This is a genomic window from Pseudaestuariivita rosea, from assembly GCF_017592335.1.
Taxonomy (GTDB): domain Bacteria; phylum Pseudomonadota; class Alphaproteobacteria; order Rhodobacterales; family Rhodobacteraceae; genus Parasulfitobacter; species Parasulfitobacter rosea.
Map to the genome: position 1 here is coordinate 13,481 of NZ_JACNMP010000015.1, position 21,939 is coordinate 35,419.

Annotated in this window: 19 protein-coding genes; 9 read left to right on the forward strand and 10 right to left on the reverse strand. The window is 58.3% G+C overall.

Going from position 1 to position 21,939, the window contains the following annotated elements; genetic code table 11:
• Positions 1–143: 143 nt before the first annotated feature.
• Positions 144–1,670 (reverse strand): cryptochrome/photolyase family protein, encoded by a 1,527-nt coding sequence (locus tag H7848_RS11515; protein WP_208351561.1) that lies wholly within the window; start codon positions 1,668–1,670, stop codon positions 144–146.
• Positions 1,664–2,329, reverse strand: a complete 666-nt coding sequence (locus H7848_RS11520) for an SDR family NAD(P)-dependent oxidoreductase (RefSeq protein ID WP_208351564.1) — start codon at positions 2,327–2,329, stop codon at positions 1,664–1,666. The genes H7848_RS11515 and H7848_RS11520 overlap by 7 nt, the downstream gene beginning before the upstream one ends.
• A 274-nt stretch (positions 2,330–2,603) precedes the next feature.
• On the opposite strand from H7848_RS11520, the gene H7848_RS11525 reads away from it, so the two are divergent.
• Positions 2,604–4,178 carry a 2-isopropylmalate synthase gene (locus H7848_RS11525; RefSeq protein WP_208351566.1) on the forward strand — a complete coding sequence of 525 codons (1,575 nt, stop codon included), beginning with the start codon at positions 2,604–2,606 and terminating at the stop codon, positions 4,176–4,178.
• 143 nt (positions 4,179–4,321) lie between these two features.
• On the opposite strand, the gene H7848_RS11530 is transcribed toward H7848_RS11525, so the two are convergent.
• From H7848_RS11530 to H7848_RS11540, 3 genes are all read right to left on the reverse strand, one after another.
• Positions 4,322–5,224, reverse strand: coding sequence for a hypothetical protein (locus tag H7848_RS11530; RefSeq protein WP_208351573.1), 903 nt, complete (start codon positions 5,222–5,224; stop codon positions 4,322–4,324).
• Positions 5,225–5,297: 73 nt separating this feature from the next.
• Positions 5,298–6,281: an NAD(P)H-quinone oxidoreductase gene (locus tag H7848_RS11535; protein ID WP_208351575.1), complete on the reverse strand. Its 984-nt coding sequence runs from the start codon at positions 6,279–6,281 to the stop codon at positions 5,298–5,300.
• A gap of 11 nt (positions 6,282–6,292) precedes the next feature.
• Positions 6,293–6,991: a COQ9 family protein gene (locus H7848_RS11540; RefSeq protein WP_208351581.1), complete on the reverse strand. Its 699-nt coding sequence runs from the start codon at positions 6,989–6,991 to the stop codon at positions 6,293–6,295.
• Positions 6,992–7,098: 107 nt separating this feature from the next.
• Here H7848_RS11540 and rpsU point away from each other — a divergent pair, with 107 nt between their 5' ends.
• Positions 7,099–7,305 (forward strand): 30S ribosomal protein S21, encoded by a 207-nt coding sequence (rpsU, locus tag H7848_RS11545; protein WP_208351584.1) that lies wholly within the window; start codon positions 7,099–7,101, stop codon positions 7,303–7,305.
• Between the two features lie 547 nt (positions 7,306–7,852).
• Here rpsU and adhP read toward each other — a convergent pair.
• Positions 7,853–8,881: an alcohol dehydrogenase AdhP gene (adhP, locus tag H7848_RS11550; RefSeq protein ID WP_208351587.1), complete on the reverse strand. Its 1,029-nt coding sequence runs from the start codon at positions 8,879–8,881 to the stop codon at positions 7,853–7,855.
• A 162-nt stretch (positions 8,882–9,043) separates the two neighbouring features.
• On the opposite strand from adhP, the gene ahcY reads away from it, so the two are divergent.
• A complete protein-coding gene (ahcY, locus tag H7848_RS11555) occupies positions 9,044–10,429 on the forward strand; it encodes an adenosylhomocysteinase (RefSeq protein ID WP_208351589.1) in 1,386 nt (461 codons plus the stop codon).
• A 142-nt stretch (positions 10,430–10,571) separates the two neighbouring features.
• The gene (locus H7848_RS11560; RefSeq protein WP_208351590.1) at positions 10,572–10,913 is read left to right on the forward strand and encodes a DUF2853 family protein; all 342 of its coding nucleotides are present in this window, start codon (positions 10,572–10,574) and stop codon (positions 10,911–10,913) included.
• 750 nt (positions 10,914–11,663) lie between these two features.
• On the opposite strand, the gene amt is transcribed toward H7848_RS11560, so the two are convergent.
• Both amt and H7848_RS11570 read right to left on the reverse strand, forming a co-directional pair.
• Positions 11,664–13,031, reverse strand: coding sequence for an ammonium transporter (amt, locus tag H7848_RS11565; protein ID WP_208351591.1), 1,368 nt, complete (start codon positions 13,029–13,031; stop codon positions 11,664–11,666).
• A gap of 27 nt (positions 13,032–13,058) precedes the next feature.
• Positions 13,059–13,397: a P-II family nitrogen regulator gene (locus H7848_RS11570; protein ID WP_208351592.1), complete on the reverse strand. Its 339-nt coding sequence runs from the start codon at positions 13,395–13,397 to the stop codon at positions 13,059–13,061.
• 273 nt (positions 13,398–13,670) lie between these two features.
• Between H7848_RS11570 and H7848_RS11575 the strand changes: the two genes are divergently transcribed.
• On the forward strand, positions 13,671–15,827 hold the full coding sequence (locus H7848_RS11575) for a transglycosylase domain-containing protein (RefSeq protein ID WP_208351594.1): 2,157 nt from the start codon (positions 13,671–13,673) through the stop codon (positions 15,825–15,827).
• A 326-nt stretch (positions 15,828–16,153) separates the two neighbouring features.
• Here H7848_RS11575 and H7848_RS11580 read toward each other — a convergent pair whose 3' ends face one another.
• Both H7848_RS11580 and H7848_RS11585 read right to left on the reverse strand, forming a co-directional pair.
• A complete protein-coding gene (locus tag H7848_RS11580) occupies positions 16,154–16,768 on the reverse strand; it encodes an MlaC/ttg2D family ABC transporter substrate-binding protein (RefSeq protein ID WP_208351596.1) in 615 nt (204 codons plus the stop codon).
• Entirely contained in the window at positions 16,746–17,510 is a 765-nt protein-coding gene (locus H7848_RS11585) for an MlaA family lipoprotein (protein ID WP_208351597.1), read from the reverse strand. The genes H7848_RS11580 and H7848_RS11585 overlap by 23 nt, the downstream gene beginning before the upstream one ends.
• A gap of 148 nt (positions 17,511–17,658) precedes the next feature.
• On the opposite strand from H7848_RS11585, the gene H7848_RS11590 reads away from it, so the two are divergent.
• The 4 genes from H7848_RS11590 to H7848_RS11605 are packed head-to-tail and all read left to right on the forward strand — an operon-like array spanning position 17,659 to position 21,928.
• The gene (locus tag H7848_RS11590; protein ID WP_208351600.1) at positions 17,659–19,395 is read left to right on the forward strand and encodes a type I secretion system permease/ATPase; all 1,737 of its coding nucleotides are present in this window, start codon (positions 17,659–17,661) and stop codon (positions 19,393–19,395) included.
• A complete protein-coding gene (locus H7848_RS11595) occupies positions 19,392–20,690 on the forward strand; it encodes an HlyD family type I secretion periplasmic adaptor subunit (protein ID WP_208351603.1) in 1,299 nt (432 codons plus the stop codon). Before H7848_RS11590 ends, H7848_RS11595 begins: the two co-directional genes overlap by 4 nt.
• 27 nt (positions 20,691–20,717) lie before the next feature.
• On the forward strand, positions 20,718–21,179 hold the full coding sequence (locus tag H7848_RS11600; RefSeq protein ID WP_208351606.1) for a RidA family protein: 462 nt from the start codon (positions 20,718–20,720) through the stop codon (positions 21,177–21,179).
• The gene (locus tag H7848_RS11605) at positions 21,176–21,928 is read left to right on the forward strand and encodes a glycerophosphodiester phosphodiesterase family protein (RefSeq protein ID WP_208351609.1); all 753 of its coding nucleotides are present in this window, start codon (positions 21,176–21,178) and stop codon (positions 21,926–21,928) included. The genes H7848_RS11600 and H7848_RS11605 overlap by 4 nt, the downstream gene beginning before the upstream one ends.
• Positions 21,929–21,939 lie beyond the last annotated feature (11 nt).

A 21,939-nucleotide genomic window follows, 5' to 3' on the forward strand; every position in this document is an offset into this window, starting at 1 on the left:
TTGGTTGCAGTTGAAGTCCTTCCGGTCCAGTTACAGCCCGAATAACTGTCAGCGAAGATTGGTTTGGTTCATGCGAAAATTCATAAGTAATCAGACCCAATCATTGTACCAGAGGTCCCGGATCAAGTCCGGGACTGTGCCGCTCAAACCAGTTCGCCCTTGCTGAGCCGGTCCAGGAACGCATCGCCCTCGGCCAGAACGGTGTCGCGGCGGTCTTTGTCCATGCGGTCCCAGGTGCGGTACATCTGGGCCATGCGGGGGTTGCCTTCGAACCGGTCACGGTGGCGGTTCAGGAAATTCCAGTAGAGTAGGTTGAAGGGGCACGCTTTTTCCCCCGTCTTGGCACTGACCGAATAGTGGCACGACTTGCAGTAATCCGACATCTTGTTGATATACGCCCCGCTGGACACATAGGGTTTCGATGCCACGATACCGCCGTCGGCAAACTGGCTCATCCCTACTGTGTTCGGCGCCTCGACCCATTCATAGGCGTCGGCGTAGACGGCCAGGTACCATTCGTGCACTTCAGTCGGGTTGACCCCGGCCAGCAGGGCAAAATTCCCCGTCACCATCAGGCGCTGGATGTGGTGGGCATAGGCCTCCTCCCGCGTCTGTTGCACCGCCTTAGCGATGCAGTTCATCCGCGTCTCGGCCCCCCAATAGAAATCGGGCAAACCGCGCTGGTGGTTCAGTGCGTTGCGGCGCGGGTAGTCGGGGCCTTCCAGAAAATAGATACCGCGGATGTACTCGCGCCAGCCGATGATCTGGCGAATGAACCCTTCGACCGCGTTGATCGGCGCATCGCCCGCCTGATAGGCCTCTTCGGCGGCCCGGCAGACCTCAAGCGGGTCCAGCAGCCCCGCGTTCAGGTAAAACGAGATCAGCCCGTGATACAGGAACCGGTTGTCGTTCATCATCGCATCCTGAAAATCGCCAAACTTGGGCAGAGCGTTTTTGATGAAATGGGTCAGCTGCCGCCGCGCCTGCCCCTGATCGGTGGCAAACCAGAACGGCCGCAGGTCGCCGAAAGAATTGCCAAAGCGCGCCTCGACAAGGTCCAGAACCTGTTCGACCGTGTTGTCGGGCGTGAACTGCATCGGACCGCCAAAATCAACCTCATCCGGGGCGGGTTTGCGGTTGTCGTGGTCATAGTTCCACTTGCCGCCCTCGGGCTTGTCGCCATCCATCAACAGACCCGTCTTGCGGCGCATGTCGCGGTAAAAATACTCCATCCGCAACTGCTTGCGCCCGTCGGCCCAGTCCTCAAACTCCTTATGCGAGGCGATGAACCGCGTGTCCTGAAACTGGTGCACCGGGATCGGCATATCCTCAAGGGCCGAGATCAGCCGCCATTCGCCCGGCTCGGTCGCCAGCACTTCCTTTGCGTCATATTCATCGGCCCGGCGCAGCAATTCGCCGGGGATCGACTGGCTGTTGTTGTCGTCGTCCAACCGGCTATAGGCCACCTGCCAGCCGTCATCGCGCAACCGGTCTGCGAATTTGCGCATGGCGGCGAAAAGAAAGGCGATTTTCTTGGGGTGGTGGCGCACATAGCTGGCCTCGTCCATCACCTCGGCCATGACGACGACATCGGACTTATCGGCCTCGCGCAGCGCCGCGATATCGGTCGACAGCTGATCGCCCAGAACCAGAACCAAACGCGTCACCACGGCACCTCTTTTCCCGCCCAGTCAAAGAACCCGCCGGTCTGATCCGTCGTCAGGCCGTCCAACACCCGCAACAGGTTCTGCGCCGCTTCTTCCGGCGGCACGGTCTTGTGTCGGCCCGCGTATTTTTCGGTGAACTTCGTGGCGACCGTTCCGGGGTGCATCGTGACACAGATCGCCTGTTTGTGCGTGCGCCCCAGTTCGACCGCGCCGGTGTGGATCACCTGGTTCAGCGCCGCCTTGGCGGTACGATAGGAATACCAACCGCCCAGGCTGTTATCGCCGATCGATCCCACCCGCGCCGACATCGCCGCAAAAACCGCCCGCCGGTCGCGCGGCAACAACCGAAGGCCATGCTTCATCACCAGCGCAGGACCCACAGCATTCAACCGAAACTGATCCATCATCGCCTGCGCGCTCAGCGCCTTGATCGTCTTTTCCGGCTCGGCCCCGTCAATTTCCAACACGCCCGTCACCACAAAGATCAGATCATATGGCCCGGTCAGCAAGCCCAGGGCCGCCTCAACCGATGCCTCATCCGTCACATCCAGCCCATCGCCGGACCGCGATAAACCCGTGACGGCAACGCCCCGCGCCTCAAGCACTGCGACCAAAGCCCGCCCGATCCCGCCGCTACTGCCGATAATCAATGCCTTTTCCATGACACCCCCAAATAGCGGGCTTAAGACGAAAAACCACCTTCTTCTTGGCCTAAATACTCAAACGCACGGTACGCGCGCATTCCGCTCTTTCCATTTGGAAAAACGCAGGTATAGTGCCGCGCATGTTGAGCACACCACATATCGCCACCCGCGCCGCCGCGGCACTTGGCCTGCTCCTTCTCCTTAGCCGCCCTTGAGCGTGCCTTTCGGCGCGACCGCTCAGGGGTGACAGCGCGCCAATCATAAAGCTAAGGAACATTCAGGAATAACGACCATGACACAGACCGACCAAGATCGCGTGATGATCTTTGACACCACCCTGCGCGACGGCGAACAAAGCCCCGGCGCGACCATGACCCACGGCGAAAAACTGGAAATCGCAGGCCTTTTGGACGATATGGGCGTCGATATCATCGAAGCGGGCTTTCCCATCGCATCCGAAGGCGATTTTGCCGCCGTCACAGAAATCGCCAAAAGTGCGAAAAACGCCACGATCTGCGGCCTGTCGCGCGCCAATTTCAAGGATATCGACCGCTGTTGGCAGGCGGTGAAACACGCCAAATCCCCCCGCATCCACACTTTCATCGGCACCTCGCCCCTGCACCGCGCCATCCCGAACCTGACACAGGATGAAATGGCCGAACGCATCCATGATTGCGTCACCCATGCCCGTAACCTCTGCGACAACGTGCAGTGGTCCAGCATGGATGCCACCCGCACCGAATGGGATTTTCTGAAGCGCACGGTCGACATCGCCATCAAGGCGGGCGCGACGACGATCAACATCCCCGATACCGTGGGCTATACCGAACCTGCGGAATCCGCCGATCTGATCAAACGCCTGATTGCCGAGGTCGAAAATGCCGACACGGTGATCTTTTCGACCCATTGCCACAACGACCTGGGTATGGCGACGGCCAATAGTCTGGCGGCCGTCAACGGCGGCGCACGGCAGATCGAATGCACGATCAACGGTCTGGGCGAACGCGCGGGTAACACCGCGCTGGAAGAAGTCGTGATGGCCCTGCGCGTGCGCCATGATATCATGCCGTTCGACACCCGCATTGACACTACCAAAATCATGAACATCTCGCGCCGGGTGGCGACAGTTTCCGGCTTTCCGGTGCAGTTCAACAAGGCCATCGTCGGCAAGAATGCCTTCGCCCACGAAAGCGGCATCCATCAGGATGGCATGCTGAAAAACCGCGAAACATTTGAGGTCATGCGCCCCGAAGATGTCGGCCTGTCCGGCACATCCCTGCCCCTTGGCAAACATTCCGGCCGCGCGGCCCTGCGTGACAAGCTGGAAAAACTGGGCTTTGAGATGGGCGATAATGAGCTGAAGGATATCTTTGTTCGGTTCAAAGCACTGGCTGACCGCAAAAAAGAAGTCTTCGACGAAGACCTGATCGCCCTGATCCGGGATGAGGAAACCAATACAGCTCACGACCGGCTGCAACTGAAATCCCTGCGTGTCATCTGCGGCACCGACGGCCCGCAAGAGGCACAGCTGACCATGACCATCGACGGCACAGAACATCAGGTCACCGCGACGGGCGATGGCCCCGTTGACGCGACCTTCAACGCGGTCAAGGAACTCTTCCCGCACACCGCACGGCTGCAGCTTTACCAGGTCCACGCCGTGACCGAAGGCACCGACGCCCAGGCCACCGTCAGCGTCCGGATGGAGGAAGCAGGCAAGATCGTCACGGGTCAATCAGCCGACACCGACACCGTCGTCGCCTCAGCCCGCGCCTATATCAATGCCCTGAACCGCCTGCTGGTCCGCCGCGAAAAAGGCAAACCCGACGAAGACATCAAAACCGTCACCTACAAAGACGCGGGATAGTCCTTCTTCTTGGCCCATACACTCCAGGGGTGAGGGCCGTCCGGCCCGAGGGGGCAGCGCCCCCTTACCGCACGAAGTGCCAAAGGACGCGCGCGCAACAGCGCGCTCCTTTGGACTAAGATCATCGAACTTCTACAACCACATCAGAAGACAGCCGCCAGCTGTAACTCATCTTCTTTTTCCAACTTCTCAATATGTACGTCCAAATCCCGTCCAAAAGTGTCATCAATCCAATGCTCAAAAGCAAGACGCCATGGGGTATTAACGGCATGATATATCTCAGTAATTCTTCTCTTATTCTCCAAATCTGCAATCAGTATCTCTTTCATGTAAACCTTGGTAAACTGCTCTGTCTCATGGACCACCCTAAGGCGAAATCTGACATAATTTGGCTCTGAAATATCCTCGACGAAGTATTCCTCTTCAATGGTGGCACCTGTTGGTATTAAAAACTTTACTTCAAAATGCGACGAACCCGGTTTCAGGTTCTCGGCCGATACGATCTTGCCGCGAACATAAAGGCTTTCGCTATCAGGCGTCGGATAAAAAGCGCACCAGAGACGTTCTGCCGACACAGTCGTCGTCGCCGATCCCTTTAAAGTGTATTTCTTAATGTAAAGATATTTGTCGGACCATAATCCATAAATCACGTAGAGACCTAAGATCAATGTGATCGGGATCGAGATAATAAGCACAAGAACCTCTTGTCCAATTAGATACTTTATCATTTGGACAGGAAGCAAAATATCAAAGAGGCAAATTGAGATAAGAAGGATACTGGCAATTTCGGCATTAAGCCTACCTAAGGCACCCCCTACTAAAGGTATAAGAAGTAAATAACCGCCCATCACGATCGAAAACAAAACACCAGTGGAAATCTCAAACGATATCGTTCCAAACAGAGTAATATGACCTGAAATTGTATCTGCATTAACATTAATAATATAACCGGTGAGAATTAACGCAAAGGCCGTCAGAGCAATACGACGACGGTTTCTATGTAATGTGCGCAATATTTTCTTAATCATTATAAACGCTTCACTCATTTCACATGAAGTTCATACAACCATAAAATGTGTCAAAATTATATCAGCCTGTGTATTGCAGCGCTTATTCAGGTCACGCCACCTTCAGAACGATCTTCCCGATATGGCCTGAGCTTTCCATGCGTTCGTGCGCGGCCGAGGCCTGAGCCAACGCAAATTCGCTGTCCATCACCGGCGCAACCGCGCCGCTGTCCAGCAGCGGCCAGACGTGTTCGCGCAGCGCCTCGGCAATGCGCGCCTTGGCCAGATCGCTTTGCGGGCGCAGGGTGGACCCGGTGATCGTCAGGCGCCGCATCATCACGGGGGCAAAGTTCAACTCAACCTTAGGCCCCTGCAAAAAGGCAATTTGCACCAGCCGCCCGTCATCAGCCAGCGCGCGAATATTGCGGGGCAGGTAATCGCCGCCGACCATATCCAGGATCAGGTTTGCGCCGCCCTCGGCCCGCAGAACCTCAACAAAATCCTCATCGCGGTAATTGATCGCCCGCTCGGCCCCCAGCTTCACACAGGCCGCGCATTTCTCATCCGATCCCGCCGTCGCAAAAACCCGCGCGCCAAAGTGGTGCGCCAGTTGAATGGCGGTCGTCCCGATCCCGCTGGACCCACCGTGGACCAAAAACCGTTCCCCCGCCGTCAGACCACCCCGCTGAAAGACGTTCGACCAAACGGTAAAGAATGTCTCGGGCAGACACGCGGCCTGATCCAGCGACATACCCTGCGGCACCGGCAAACAATGCGCGGCGGGTGTCGTGACATAGTCCGCATAGCCCCCGCCGGGCAACAGCGCGCAGACCTGATCGCCCACGGCCCAATCGGTGACACCCGGCCCGATGGCCTCAATCACGCCCGCACCTTCCAGCCCCGGCAGATCGCTGGCCGTGGGGGGCGGCGCGTAAAGCCCCGCGCGCTGCAAGGCATCGGGGCGGTTCACCCCAGCATAGGCCAGCTTGATCAGCACCTCGCCATGGGTCGGATTGGGCACAGGGCGCTTGCAAAGCTCCAGAACCTCGGGGCCGCCGGGTTTGATGATTTCGACAGCCTGCATGGTTCTGGTCATTTATCTGGTCCTTAATTTGGGCCCGTCCACGATCCGGGCAGGTCAACACGTGGCATGCGCGATGGCGCCTTGACCTTGCTTAACACCCAATTCGGCCCGGCGAAAACCCGTTTCAGAAGCGGGTTATCGTTGATCTGCGCCTTGATCTTTTCGAACTGCATCACGTCGCCAATCCGGCGATCCAGAAAATCCCAGGTGGACTGATGATCCACGCTGTCATCGCCCAGCCAATATAGCACAGTCGACCCATAGACCCCCGACAGCGTCGCCCGCTTGGTGTACCAGTTGATATCATCCGACGTGTCGCCAAGCATATCCCAGATCAGATCGCAGGTGCCCCAGATCAGCTTCGCCCCATCGCCGGCATATTGCGGCAGTGCAAACAGGGTTGTGCCACGCCGCACGGCCTCTTTATCCTCAATCGCCTCGATCCGGTAACGCACAGCGGTGGCGATTTTATCGCGAAAGCGCATCTCACCCAGATCGGCAGCTTTCAGGCGCTTGACCATCGCGTCATCACCGCGTTTGTGAAAGGCCACGGCCAGATCAACCGCCCCCCGCGGGCAGATCGACCGGGCCAGCCCCGTTTCGACCCCTGATTCTGCGATGGCCGCCATAAAGGTCGCCTCGGTCCAGCCATCAAAGGGCACATGCAGCAGCGCTGCGTCCAAAAGTTGGTCTTTTACTTGGTCATATGGGGCGTCTGGCATAACGATGTCCTCCTGTCCGGGTGATACTAGACAAGTTAGGTTCGGTTTGCTATACGGCCACTTCCTGCAATTCACGCAACTCTAACTTAGGAAGGTGGTGACACCACATGCAGGTCAGTGTTCGCGACAACAATGTCGATCAGGCGCTTCGTGCCCTGAAGAAAAAGCTGCAACGCGAGGGCGTTTTTCGTGAAATGAAGCTGCGGCAACATTTCGAAAAACCGTCCGAGAAGCGCGCACGCGAAAAGGCCGAGGCCATACGCCGCGCCCGCAAACTCGCACGCAAAAAAGCACAGCGCGAAGGTATGATGTAATCAACCTTTTGACATGAAGCGTACTGTAAACCCCCGCGGCGCCTGCCCGGGGGTTTTGCTTTGCGGGGCACGGTCCCGCCGAGGTCCCGGATCAAGTCCGGGACGGCAAGGGTGCTCTTGTGAACGCCCTTTGCCCCGCATCACCTTTGGGTGGCAGGGTCTGAGGTCTGATCTGATAAGAAAGGTGGCGCCACCGTCTTGAGGGTTGGTTTAGCCAGAAAGGGGTCGCAAGCCCCCCACCTTTTGTCTCATGCATGATCTTTCAGGCGGCTTACCTTTTGGGGCTTTAATCCAAAGGGCAAGTTCTGGAAAACCATTTCTATTCCGACGTCGTGGGATGGGGTTGTAGGCGAGAGATGCTAACGTCCGGTTGCAGCTGCGTACGGTCGGATTTGAGTATTTTTGCCAAGAAGAAGGGTAAGGGCTGTCCTGGAAACGCTTCGGTGGGGCGTGTCAGGCCCGAACGGGCGGAGCCCAGGGAGTGCTCTTCATGCCTTCTTCTTGGTCCAAATACTCAAAGACCCCCAAAGTTCAAGCCAGACGAATGTCAGATATCCAGCACCACGCGGCCGTCAATCGTGCCCTGTTTCATCCGGTCAAAGATCGCGTTGATGTTTTCCAGTTTGTCCCACGAAAAATGAGAGCTGACAGCCCCATCCGCCGCGAACCGAAGCGATTCCCGCAGGTCGTTGCGCGTGCCGACGATCGACCCCCGGATGGTCAGGCGTTTCAGCACGACCTCAAAAATCGGCAGCGGAAAATCACCGGGCGGCAGACCGACCAGCGATATAAACCCGTGCCGCCGCACCATCCCGACCGCCTGACTGAAGGCTGCGTTTGACACCGCCGTGACCAGCGCGCCGTGGACCTGGTGGCCCTGCTTTGTCAGCTCAGCCACCGGGTCAATCTTGGCCGCGTTCAGCGTCAGATCGGCGCCCAGGGATTTGGCAAGGTCAAGTTTATCATCCGCGATATCGACCGCCACAACATGCAACCCCATCGCCTTGGCGTATTGCACCGCCATATGACCCAGGCCGCCGATGCCGGATATCGCGACCCATTCGCCTGGTTTCGCCTCGGTTTCTTTCAGACCCTTGTAGACCGTCACGCCCGCGCACAGAACCGGGGCCGCGGGGCCGAAATCGAGCCCATCGGGCACCTGACCAACGTAATTGGCATCGGCTGCAACGAATTCGGCATAGCCGCCATCGACGGAATAGCCGGTGTTCTGTTGGCTTTCACATAAGGTTTCCCAACCGCCGACGCAGTGTTCGCAGCGCCCGCAGGCGGTGTGCAGCCAAGGCGCGCCGACGCGGTCGCCCTCTTTCAGGTGGGTCACACCTGCGCCCACTGCGGCCACTTCGCCCACGCCTTCGTGCCCAGGAATAAACGGCGGATTGGGCTTGACCGGCCAATCCCCTTCGGCCGCGTGCAGATCGGTGTGACACACGCCCGACGCCCGCACCCGGATCAAAACCTGCCCTGGCCCCGCCTCCGGCACCGGAACCTCCCGAATTTCAAGGGGTTGGCCCAAGGCGGGGACAACGGCGGCCTTCATGGTTTGTGGCAATGACATGCGATCTCCTCCCTTATGATGCCGGTCGCATCCTTGGTAGGTCTCGCGCGTTAACTATGCTTTGATCTAAGACAATCCAAAGCGTCAATCTTTGTAATTGTCCCTTAACGCATGCGCTGATAAGGGACACGCAAAGCGTTTTGCGTTCAATGAGAGGGTCCGATGAAAGATTATATCGTCAAGGATATCGCGCTGGCTGACTACGGCCGCAAGGAACTGGATATCGCCGAAACCGAAATGCCGGGCCTGATGGCGCTGCGTGAGGAGTATGGCGACAGCAAGCCCTTGAAAGGTGCGCGGATCGTGGGATCTTTGCACATGACAATCCAGACGGCTGTTCTGATCGAAACGCTGGTGGCCCTGGGTGCGGATGTACGTTGGGCGTCGTGTAACATCTTTTCCACGCAGGATCACGCGGCAGCGGCGATTGCGGCCGGTGATATCCCTGTTTTCGCGATCAAGGGGCAGACGCTGGAAGAACACTGGGATTATCTGGACAAATCCTTCCTGTTTGACGACGGCCCCAACATGATCCTGGACGATGGCGGGGATGCCACGCTTTACGTGTTGCTGGGTGCACGCGCCGAAGCGGGGGAAGAGATCATCCCGGTGCCGACCTCGGAAGAGGAAGAAGTGATCAAAGCGCAGATCAAGAAACGGATGGCGGCCAGCCCCGGTTGGTTCACCAAAGTGCGCGATCAGATCAAGGGCGTCAGCGAAGAAACCACGACCGGCGTCAACCGCCTGTATCAACTGGTGAAAGAGGGCCAACTGCCCTTCCCCGCGATCAACGTGAACGACAGCGTGACCAAGTCGAAATTTGACAACAAATATGGCTGTAAGGAAAGCCTGGTCGATGGCATCCGCCGCGCGACCGACACGATGATGGCCGGTAAAGTTGCCGTTGTTTGCGGCTATGGCGACGTGGGCAAGGGATCAGCCGCGTCGCTGGCCGGAGCCGGCGCCCGCGTGAAGGTGACCGAGGTTGACCCGATCTGCGCCCTGCAGGCCGCGATGGATGGTTTTGAGGTCGTGCTGCTGGAAGATGTCATCGACAGCGCCGATATCTTTATCACCACGACCGGCAACAAGGACGTGATCCGCATCGAACACATGCGCGCGATGAAGGATATGGCGATTGTCGGCAATATCGGCCACTTCGACAACGAAATTCAGGTCGCCGCGCTGAAAAACCACAAATGGACGAATATCAAGGAACAGGTCGATATGATCGAAATGCCTTCGGGCAATCGGATCATTCTGCTGTCCGAAGGGCGTCTGTTGAACCTTGGCAATGCCACCGGGCACCCGTCTTTCGTGATGTCGGCCAGCTTTACCAATCAGGTGCTGGCCCAGATTGAGCTTTGGACCAAGGGCAATGAGTATGAAAACAAGGTTTATATCCTGCCCAAGCATCTGGATGAAAAGGTGGCCCGCCTGCATTTGAAGCGGATCGGCGTCAAACTGACCGAACTGGATAAGGACCAGGCCGACTATATCGGCGTGACGGTCGAAGGGCCGTTTAAGCCCGAGCATTACCGCTATTGATCCCTGGCAGATAGCCAGATCGATGCCCGTCCAAAGATGGTTTGGACGGGTTATTTTTTGCGCAAATAAAATTTTTCCTTTGCGATGTGCGGTTTAGCCAATAACGTGCCGCCACGTAATGACCGACAGGTGGGAGAAGACCATGGGAAAACGTGAAGAGTTGATCGCAAAATACGCAGACGATCTGAAAAACAAATGCGGCATGACACCGGATATGGATCTGCTGACAAAGGTAACGATTGGATGTGGCCCGTCGATCTATAACGACGATGCCTCGACCGTGGCCGGCAGCCAGAAGTCTGAACTTGAGACGGTGAAGGAAAACTTCCTGATCAAGAAGCTGGGCCTGAAAGACGGACCGGAACTGATGGATGCCATCGACAAGGTTATTGAAACTTATGGTAAATCCGAGCGTAACAAATACCGCGCGGTGATCTACTATATGCTGACGAAACACTTCAAAAAGGAAAGCGTTTACAGCTAAACGCTTGTTCTTGCAGCAAAACGCCTGTCCACTGCGGCAGGCGTTTTTGTTTACGATCTGTTAAGCAATTGATTTATATAGATTTATTCGTAAATGCGACTTGCAATATCTGTCTGGATGTTCTAGTTATCAATCACCGCGCCAGGATGGCCGGGACCTTGAATTTCATACACGTGTGGTGCTGAGGGAGCACGTGGGGTGGGCGAAGGGTTCTGGTGTGCGCGGAATCCTTCGCCACTTTGGGTTTTGTTGCGGGCTGGCTGTTTGGCTGGTCTTTGTGGGCGTTGTCGCTGGTGGGATGTGAACAGCGGTTGCTGTAACAGACTGATACATGCGCTGGCGTAGTCCCGGACATGATCCGGGACCTCATGATCATTGGCCCTGCCGGGGGCAGTGTCGTGAAGTCGGGATGCGTTTTGAAGCGTCTTTCAGTCTTTCGGCTTGAAGTAATGCGGCCATTCTGGCGCGTCAAAAACACCGTCACTGTGCATTTGGTTGATCTTTTCGGGCAGCATCCTGTTCATTATTTCATTCCAAAGCATCGTTCTAGAAATCTGCTACACTTTATCCACTTTATCGCCCGGTGGGAACCATCGGGCAGCGCCCACCCTCGGGCCGGTCGCTGCCCTCTGGGTTGTAGCTCTACGTCGGGGATTTACGGGGCGACGCATTAACGAACCAGCATTTAATCACCAAACAAAAAAAACCCGGGCGCGGACGCCCGGGTTTTGTCAGCTGATGGGAAGGGGATCAGCCTTTGGTAAAGTCAGGGTATGCTTCCATGCCCAGTTCCGCGGTGTCCAGACCGTTGATCTCGGCCTCTTCGCTGACGCGGATGCCCACGGTCAGTTTCATCAGGTACCAGACCACAAAGCTGACGACGAAAACAAACAGCCCGATTGAAATCACACCGATGGCCTGTGTGATCAGCTGTGCAAAGAAGCCAACGGTTTGTTCCGCGCCTTCGGCATCCAGGACCGGGTTGCCATCTGCGTCGGTCAATGTCGCCTGCGTGTGCAGCGCCACGATCAGCGTGCCCCAGACACCTGCAATCAGGTGAACCGGGATCGCGCCAACGACGTCGTCGATTTTCAACTTGTCCAGCAGCGGTACAGTGAACACAACGATCAAACCACCCACGGCACCGATCCACAGTGCGTCGAACAGCGACGGGGCCAGAGGTTCTGCTGTGATCGACACCAGACCGGCCAGCGCACCGTTCAGCACCATGGTCAGGTCGACCTTGCCGTACATGACCTGCGTGAGGATCAGCGCTGTTACAGCACCAGCCGCCGCGGCCATGTTGGTGTTGGCAAAGATCTCGGCGACAGCGTTGGCATCAGACAACGTGCCCATGGCCAATTGCGATCCGCCATTGAAGCCGAACCAACCCAGCCACAGGATAAAAGTCCCCAGTGTGGCCAGCGCAAGGTTCGAACCAGGCATTGGATTGACGCGACCGTCCTTATACTTGCCCAGACGCGGTCCCAGTACGATGGCACCGGCCAGTGCTGCGAACCCACCTGCGGCGTGCACCAGCGTCGACCCGGCAAAATCAGAGAAGCCCATGTTGGCCAACCAGCCACCGCCCCACTGCCAGGATGCCTCGATCGGATAGATGATGCCTGTCAGAACGACGACGAACAGTAGGAAGGGCCACAGCTTGATCCGCTCGGCGAGGGTTCCCGATACAATCGAGGCCGTCGTGGCACAGAACATCAACTGGAAGAAGAAGTCAGAGGCGTTGGAATACCCACCTGCATCGATTTCGGTCTTGATGTCCTTTGGGCTAATGGTGCCGAAGACATCCTGGATGATCCAGCCATCGCCAGGATACATAATGTTATAGCCGATCAGCCAGTACATAATCGCTGCGATGGAAAACAGCGCGATGTTCTTGGTCAGCTGCATGGTCACGTTTTTCGACCGGACCAGACCGGCTTCCAGCATGGCAAAGCCTGCGGCCATCCAGAACACCAGAAAACCGCCCATCAGGAACAGCAAGGTGGTAAAGATAAACTGGGTTTCGGCGGCGGCTGCACCGGCCTCTTGCGCAAAACCCAGGCTTGGGGCGACAATGACAGCGGCCGCCAGCGGGAGTGTTTTTAGCAGTTTCATTCGTATTTTCCCTTTTCAGACACGCAGTTACAGCGCTTCGTCATTCATTTCGCCGGTCCGCACCCGCAGGGCGCTTTCCACGTCCAGAACAAAGATCTTGCCGTCGCCGATCTTTTCCGTCTTGGCCGTTTTCGCGATGGTCTCGACCACCTGGTCGACCATGGATGCGCTGACGACCAGCTCTAGCTTGACCTTCGGCACAAAATTCACGGCGTATTCCGCCCCGCGGTAGATTTCGGTATGGCCGGATTGCGATCCAAAGCCCTTAATTTCGGTCACCATCATGCCGCGCACGCCGATGGCGGTCAGCGCTTCGCGGACCTCTTCCAGCTTGAACGGCTTGATTGCTGCAATGATCAGTTTCACAGTTGTCCCCTTCCTTCCCATTGGCAGTCATTTTCACGAAGTCTTCCGGAGACCTCTGGCAGACAAGGAAGGCAGCGCGGCGCTGAAACAAGCGGCAGGCGGGGCCGACGGTGCGGTATCTGCACATTTTCTGCTCAAAATTTGAACAATTAGGCAGTGTTGTTTAAAAAACGGGCAGAATAAAAAGTGCAGGTGCAGAAAAATTCACGCTCTACATTTGGGGGTGAAGCCTGTATCCTGCGCAAAACAGACAAAAAGCTGGCGGCAGAGTAAATGAGCGGAAACAACAGAAAACGCCCCGTTTTGGTGGCGGACAAGCGATACAGTTCGACCAAACCGAAAAAAACGACCGCGAAAAAGCTGCGCAAACGCACGACAGCGCGCAAGAAAACCGCGCGGCCCAAGGGGATTGTGGGCTGGGCGCGTCGGATTTCGGCGGTCACGCTGCGTTTGATCTGGGCGGCGAAGTGGCGGGTGTCGGCTGTGACGGCCTTGGTCATCGCAGGTTTTGTGGCCTATTTCACCTCGACCCTGCCACCTGTAGAGGAGTTGACCGATGGCCGCGTACGTGGGTCGGTGACCCTGCTGGATCGCGACGGCCGGGTCTTTGCCTGGCGGGGCGATCAGTTCGGCGGCATGATCACCGCCGACAGTGTGTCACCGCATCTGAAAAACGCCATCATCGCAACGGAAGACAAGCGCTTTTACTGGCACCCTGGCGTCGATCCGCGCGGCATTGCCAGCGCGATAAGGATCAACATGCGTGAGGGGCGCAAACCATGGCAGGGGCACGGGGGGTCGACCCTGACCCAGCAGACCGCCAAGCTTTTGTGTCTGGGCGTGCCCTATGACCCGACCAGCGGCATGTCTGAAGCCGAATATGAAGCCGACTGTCGGCGTGGAACCCTGTCGCGCAAGGCGAAAGAGGCCGTCTATGCCATGGCGATGGAGGTCAAATATACCAAGGACGAAATCCTGACGATCTATCTGAACCGCGCTTTTCTGGGTGCCGGTGCCCGTGGGTTTGAGGCCGCAAGCCAACGGTATTTCGGCAAATCTGCGGCTGAGGTGAACCCGGCGGAATCGGCGATGCTGGCCGGATTGCTGGTTGCCCCCACGCGCTTTGCGCCCACAAACGACCTAACGCGGTCGCAAAATCGGGCGGGTGTTGTCATCGACCTGATGGAAGACCAGGGCTATCTGTCCGCCAGCGCCGCCCGCACCGCGCGCAACAGCCCCGCGACATTGTCCGAGGCGGCCGAGGCCCGCGCAGGCGGCTATTTCGCCGATTGGGTCATGCAAAGTGGGCCCGAATATTTCACCCGCGACACGACCGAAGATGTGATCATCCAGACAACGCTGGATCAGCGGATGCAAAAGGCCGCGGAAGAGGCCTTGGCGCATATTTTTGAAACCAAGGTCAGCGACAGTTCCAAGGCGCAGGCGGCGATTGTCGTGATGTCGTCCGACGGGGCCGTGCGCGCCATGGTCGGCGGGCGCAAGACGAACGTGCCCGGCGGCTTTAACCGTGCCACACAGGCCCTGCGCCAGACCGGGTCGGCCTTTAAGACATTCCTTTACGCGACGGCGTTCGAACTGGGCTATGGCCCCTATGACCGGGTTGAGGACACGCCCCTGACGATTTATGTGCCGGGATCGGGACCGTGGGAACCAAGAAACTACTCCAACGATTTCAAGGGCATCATCACTCTGACCGAGGCGTTCCGGGATTCGCGTAACATACCCGCCGTGCGTGTGTCTGAGGCCGTGGGGCGTGAAAACGTGGCCCAGGTCGCCAGTGATTTCGGCATCAAAAGCAGTCTGGCCCAGGGCCCCGCGATTGCCCTTGGCACGTCCGAGGCAACGCTGATCGAAATGACCGGCGCCTATGCCGGTATTCTGAATGGCGGGTCGTCGGTGACGCCCTATGGGCTGGTGACGCTGCGCCTGCAGGGGGACAGTGAGCCGCTGATGGATAACTCGGAAGGTGGCATCGGGGAACGTGTGATTTCAGAACGGGCAGCGGCCGACATGATCTATATGATGCATCAGGTGGTCGAGGCCGGAACGGGCCGCCGCGCGCGTCTGGACGGACGGCAGGCGGCAGGCAAGACCGGCACAACGCAAAACGCGCGCGATGCCTGGTTTATCGGATTTACGGCCGATTATGTGGCCGGTATCTGGATGGGGTATGACGACAACACGCCGCTGCGTGGCACCACCGGCGGTGGATTGCCCGCCGATATCTGGCGCGAAACCATGGCGCGGGTACATTCCGGCCTGCCCGCCAATCCCCTGCCGATGAGCAACCCCGAACCACCCCAGGTGGCCGAACAACCCCGCGAACCGCAACGCAGGACGAATGATCCGGTCGAACGGGTTCTGATGGAGGTTCTGAACGATATCCTGGGCGGCGGACGTGACAGGTAAATCAGAGGTCCCGGATCAGGTCCGGGACTGCGCAGATGTCTGATAAAGAGGCGCCATCTGAGTTTTGTGCGAAGTCGCATAGGGCAGCGCCCGTCCGCGGGTGGGCGTGAAGCGCCCGCCCATGGGGGGCGGTCGGGCGCTGCCCGGTGGTACCCACCGGGCGGGTTAGCTGAACAACGCATTTCAAGTCTTTGGGAAGATTTGTTGGTAAAACATTTGGGTCATGCTTCGCTGCATGACCCATTATTATAAGCACAGTAAATCACTGCTTCGGAGTTGGTATGCTCATTTATTAACTTGGGTGGGCATCTATACATTCCAGCACCCTAGGTCCGGCGCAGGTCCTGGATCAGGGCGTCGATGTTGCCGCGGCGGCGGTCCAGCATGGCGCCGATTTCGGTGCGTTCGCTGGCCAGCATGTTCACACCTTCGATAAAGATGTTGAAGAACAGATCGCGACCAGACCGGTCTGAGACCAGGAACACAACGCTGAACGGCGCCTGTCCGCGCAGGATCGCGGTGGTTTGCACTTCGTAAAAGCTGCGCACGGCGCGGGCCTCTTGCACCTCGATCCGGCCCCCGATGAATTCGCGGAAGCGGCGCCCGTATTTGCGCGACAGATAATAGGAAAACGCGTCCACATACTGACGCAGTTGCGCCTGACTGGCGCGTCTACGGTCCGGGCCAAGGGCGGACAGGGCAATGGTCTGCACGTCGGCATAGCGTTCGAATATCCGCTCAAATTCCTGCAACATGACACTTTCAGACCGGCCCGAACTGATAGTGGTATTGATGTCATCCACAACCTGATTGACCAGCGCCTTGGCCGTCGCGGGCGTCAACGCCTGTGCCAGCCCTGATAAGCCCAGCATGGCCGCGCCCGAAGCCAGCCCGGTCATAAAGGTCCGACGTGTCAGATTACTCAAGAAGAAGTGTGTCATAGGGGTCCTCATACGGGTCTACTAAGCCTTCAGACGGATTTTCGCCACCCACTTCAAACCTGCGGGCCTGAAGATAGGCAAGGCGCGCCTGGGCGTAACTGTCTGCACTGTCATATAATATCGAATCTATCGTATCTGAAAACTGATATCTTGTTCCAAAGGCCGATGCCAAGTTGGCTGCGGGCGGCAGGGCATTGGCTGGCGCTTCAAGGGCATAACTCAGCGGGTTGGTAAAAAGATCCACAACAGTTCCAACCGCATCGCGTTCGGTCGATGAACCAAGGACGGGCAATTCGACATAGGCGCCTTCGGGCAGGCCCCAGACGGCCAGTGTTTCACCGAAATCCGCACTTTCTTCGGGGATGCCGAATTCAGTGGCCGGGTCCAGAATACCGGCAAAACCGACCAGTGTGTTCACCAGGAAGCGAAACCCATTCTTGCCCGCGCCTTCGACATCGCCCTGCAGAACGGCATTCACGAATTGTCCGGGCAAGGCGGCATTGGCTGCGAAGTTGCTGATGCCCTGCTGCGCGCGGCTAGGCACACCTTCGCCATAGCCCTGCGACAGCGGGCGGACAACCGCGCGGTCCAGGTTGCGGTTAAAGTCATGAATCCGCCGATTTGTGTTTTCATAGGGGTCATGGATTTCTGTGGGTTGATCTGGAACCGAACACCCGGCAATAGTCGCAGCCAGAATGCAGGCGATACCACTGCGAATAACCTTAAAGGAAACAAAATTCATTATTTGGTCCGACTGTTATGACTTCGTTCAAATACGGGACATAGAGTTTTCAGATGAAAGTGAAAACCTTTCGTTGATCACGTTGTGGTAAATCGGCGACATTTTTCAATAAACGGGACGCGAAAGCGCATGAACTGGACAGGATGTAATGAGTAAAGACAACCATTCCCGCGGGCTGGAAGAACTGCGGTCGGTCCGCAGCCGCAGCCGGTCGCTTTACTGGGCGGTGGGCGTGTTCAGCTTTTTCGCTAACCTCTTGATGCTGACCGGGCCGCTTTACATGCTGTCGGTCTATGATCGCGTGCTGGGCAGCCGGTCGATTGAAACGCTTATCGCGTTGTCCGTTCTGGTGGCCTTTCTTTATGGTGTCATGGGCGTGCTGGATTACACGCGCGGGCGGGTCATGGCGCGGGTGGGCGCACGGTTTCAGTCCGATCTGGACCGGCGCGTGTTTTCGGCGGTGATGAAGAAATCGTCTTTGGGTCAGGGACAGGGAACCTCGGCCACAGGATTGCGCGATCTGGAATCAGTACAGCGGCTGATGATTTCGCCCGCGCTGACGGCGGTTTTCGATATTCCCTGGACGCCGATTTTCCTGATCCTGATCACGATCTTTGACCCGTTGCTGGGGCTTCTGGCCGTGGTTGGCGGTGTGATCCTGATTATTGTGACGGTTTTGAACCAGATCGTGACGAACAAGCCCGTGCATCAGGCGAATTCTGCCGCTTATCGCGCCGAGATGCTGTCGGAACAGATCCGGAATGAGGCCGAGATGGTCCAATGCCTTGGCATGCGCGGCGCAGCCTTTGACCGCTGGCAGATCGCGCGGGACAATTCGCTGCAGCAAACGATCAAATCCAGTGATCTGGCCGGTGGCTTTACCTCGACAACGAAATCATTCCGGCTGTTTTTGCAATCAGCCATGCTGGGGCTGGGCGCCTATCTGGTGCTGACCGACGGTCTGAACCCCGGTGCGATGATTGCGGCCTCGATCCTGATGGGCCGCGCGCTGGCCCCGATCGAACAGGCCATCGGGCAATGGGCCGTCGTCCAGCGCGGCGTCAAGGGCTGGAACAATCTGTCTGAACTGCTGTCCGAGGTGCCGCCCGACGAAACCCGCACCGCCCTGCCCGCCCCCAAAGCCCGGCTTGAGGTGCAGCAGGCCACCGTCGTGCCCCCAGGCGAACAACAGGCCGCATTGCGCATGGTCAGCTTTACGGTCGAACCGGGTCAGGCGGTCGGCATCATCGGGCCATCGGGCGCCGGGAAATCGACGCTGGCCCGCGCGCTGACCGGGGTTTGGCGCCCCGCGGGGGGTAAAATCAGGCTGGATGCGGCGTCACTCGATCAGTACGATCCGGATGTTCTGGGCAGCCACATCGGTTATCTGCCTCAACGGGTGCAGCTGTTTGACGGCACAATTGCCGAAAACATAGCCCGTCTGGCGCAACAGCCCGATGCGGAAAAGGTGGTCGAGGCCGCCAAGAAAGCCGCAGCGCACGAAATGATCCTGAAACTGCCCGACGGCTATGACACCCGCGTTTCGGCCGTGGGCGGGCGTCTGTCGGGCGGCCAGATCCAGCGCATCGGCCTGGCCCGCGCGATGTACGGCAACCCGGTGCTGCTGGTGCTGGACGAACCGAACTCAAACCTTGATAATGACGGCAATCAGGCGCTGAACCTGGCGATCCGGCAGAAAAAGGCAGAAGGCGGCGCTGTTCTGATCATGGCGCACCGGCCCGCGGCTATTCAGGAATGCGACCTGCTGCTTGTGATCGAAGGCGGCGCGAAACGCGCGTTTGGCCCGAAAGATGAAGTGTTGAAGGAAATGGTGACGAACCACCAGAAAATCAAAGGCGGCAAGGTGCCCGGGGGTGTGACATGAGCCAATCCTGGTCCGCCCGCCGCCAGCTGATCGTCGGCGGTGTGGCTTTGGCCGTGCTGGTCGGCGGCTTCGGCAGTTGGAGCGTTCTGGCCAATATCGCAGGCGCCATCATCGCCAGCGGTCAGATTGAGGTCGACCAGAACCGCCAGATCGTCCAGCACCCCGATGGCGGCGTCGTTCAGACCATTGCCGTGGACGAAGGCGATCTGGTCGAGGCCGGCGATCTGTTGATCCAGCTTGACCCGACGCTGCTGCGATCCGAATTGGTGATCGTCGAAGGCCAGTTGTTTGAGGTCATGGCCCGCCGCGGCCGGTTTGAGGCCGAGCGCGACAATCTGAACGAAATCATCTTTGACCCGATCCTGATTGACGAAGCGGCACAGTCAGGTAACGCGCAAACTCTGATGGACGGTCAGGTGCGCCTGTTCAACGCCCGCCTTGTGTCGCTTGATGCCGAGGTCAACCAGTTGCAAAAGCGCCGTGGCCAGATCGCCAACCAGATCGAAGGGATCGAGGCCCAGCAAACCGCTCTAACCCGCCAACTTGAACTGATCCGGCAGGAACTGGAAAGCCAGCAGTCGCTGTTTGATCGCGGTCTAGCGCAGGTCAGTCGCGTCTTGTCCCTGCAACGCGAGGAAGCCTCGCTGGCCGGCACGGTGGGTCAACTGACCGCTGACAAGGCCGAGGCCGAGGGCCGGATCACCGAAATTGACATCGAAATCCTGAAACTGAACACCGGCCGCCGGGAAGAGGCGATCAGCCAGCTGCGCGATCTGCAGTTCCGCGAGTTGGAACTGGCCGAACAGCGCCGCAGTCTGCGCGAACAGCTGTCGCGGCTGGACATCCGCGCGCCTGTGTCGGGCATCGTCTATGGGCTGCAGGTTTTCGCCCCGCGTTCTGTCGTGCGCCCCGCCGACCCGGTGCTGTTTCTGATCCCGCAGGACCGCCCGCTGGTCATCGCCGCGCAGGTCGAACCGGTGCATATCGATCAGGTCTACGTGGGCCAGGACGTGACCCTGCGGTTTTCCGCGCTGGACGCCCGCCAGACACCCGAACTTTTCGGACGGGTCATTCAGATTTCGGCCGATGCCTTTCAGAATGAGGCCACTCAGATCCCTTATTACCGGGCTGAAATCGTCTTAAGCGAAGGCGAAATAGACCGGTTGCCACCGGGCGCCACGCTGATCCCCGGTATGCCGGTTGAGGCCTATATCCGCACCGAAGACCGCACGCCGCTGGCCTATCTGGTGAAACCTTTGACCGATTATTTCAACAAGGCCTTCCGCGAAAATTAACAGGCCAGACAACAGGGAAATCAAGACATGAGTGGATTTGAAGCAAAATTGGCCGACCTGGGCGTCACCCTGCCCGACGCCCCCGCGCCTGCGGCAAATTATGTGCCTTTCGTACAGGTGGGCGATATCGTCTATATCTCGGGCCAGATCTCAAACGGGGCCGATGGGCTGATCATCGGGAAACTGGGCGACACGATGACCACGGCAGATGGCGCTGCGGCGGCAAAAACCTGTGCAATCAGCCTGTTGGCGCAGGTCAAGGCGGCCTGTGGCGGCGATCTGGACCGTCTGGTGCGCGTGGTGAAACTGACCGGTTTTGTAAATTCCACGGCGGATTTCACCGAACAGCCTCAGGTCATCAACGGGGCCTCGGATTTTCTGGTCGAGGCCCTGGGCGACGCCGGGCGCCATTCGCGCAGCGCCGTGTCCGCCGCCGCCCTGCCCTTGGGCGTCGCGGTGGAAATCGAAGGGATTTTCCAGATCAAATGACCCTGCCCCCGTCTTTTCTGACACAGCCGCTGGCCCACCGCGCGCTGCATGATATCTGTCTGCGCCGTCCCGAAAACTCTCGCGCGGCTGTCCAGGCAGCTGTCGATGCGGGCTATGGGATTGAGATCGACGTGCAGCTGACCTGCGATGGTCACGCCGTCGTCTTCCACGACCACACCCTTGACCGTCTGGCCGGACGTCACGGCGAAGTGCGCGACGAAGCCCTGGCCGATCTGCAGGCGATGCCACTTGTCGGGGGCGATGAAACCATTCCGTCCCTGACCGAAATCCTGCAGATCGTGGCGGGCCGCGTGCCCCTGCTGATCGAGATCAAAGATCAGGATGGCCGCATGGGCCCCCGCGTCGGCGCGCTGGAACGTGCGGTCGCCACAGTGTTGCAGGGGTATCAGGGCGATGTGGCTGTCATGGCCTTTAACCCGCATTCCATTGCGCAGATGGCCGATCTAGCGCCTGAAATCCCGCGCGGGCTTGTCACCTGTGCCTATACCGCCAACCACTGGCCCGGCCTGCCGCAGGATCGACGCGACAGCCTGGCCAAGATCGATCAGTTCGACGCGGTGGGCGCCAGCTTTATCTCGCACGCCTGGGGTGAATTGGACGACAAACCCGTCAAGGCGCTGAAAAAGCGCGGTGTGCCGGTGCTGTGCTGGACAATCCGGTCGCCCAAGGAAGAGGCGATTGCCCGAAAAATCGCAGATAACGTGACCTTTGAAGGCTATCTGGCTTGACGCCTGCCGGT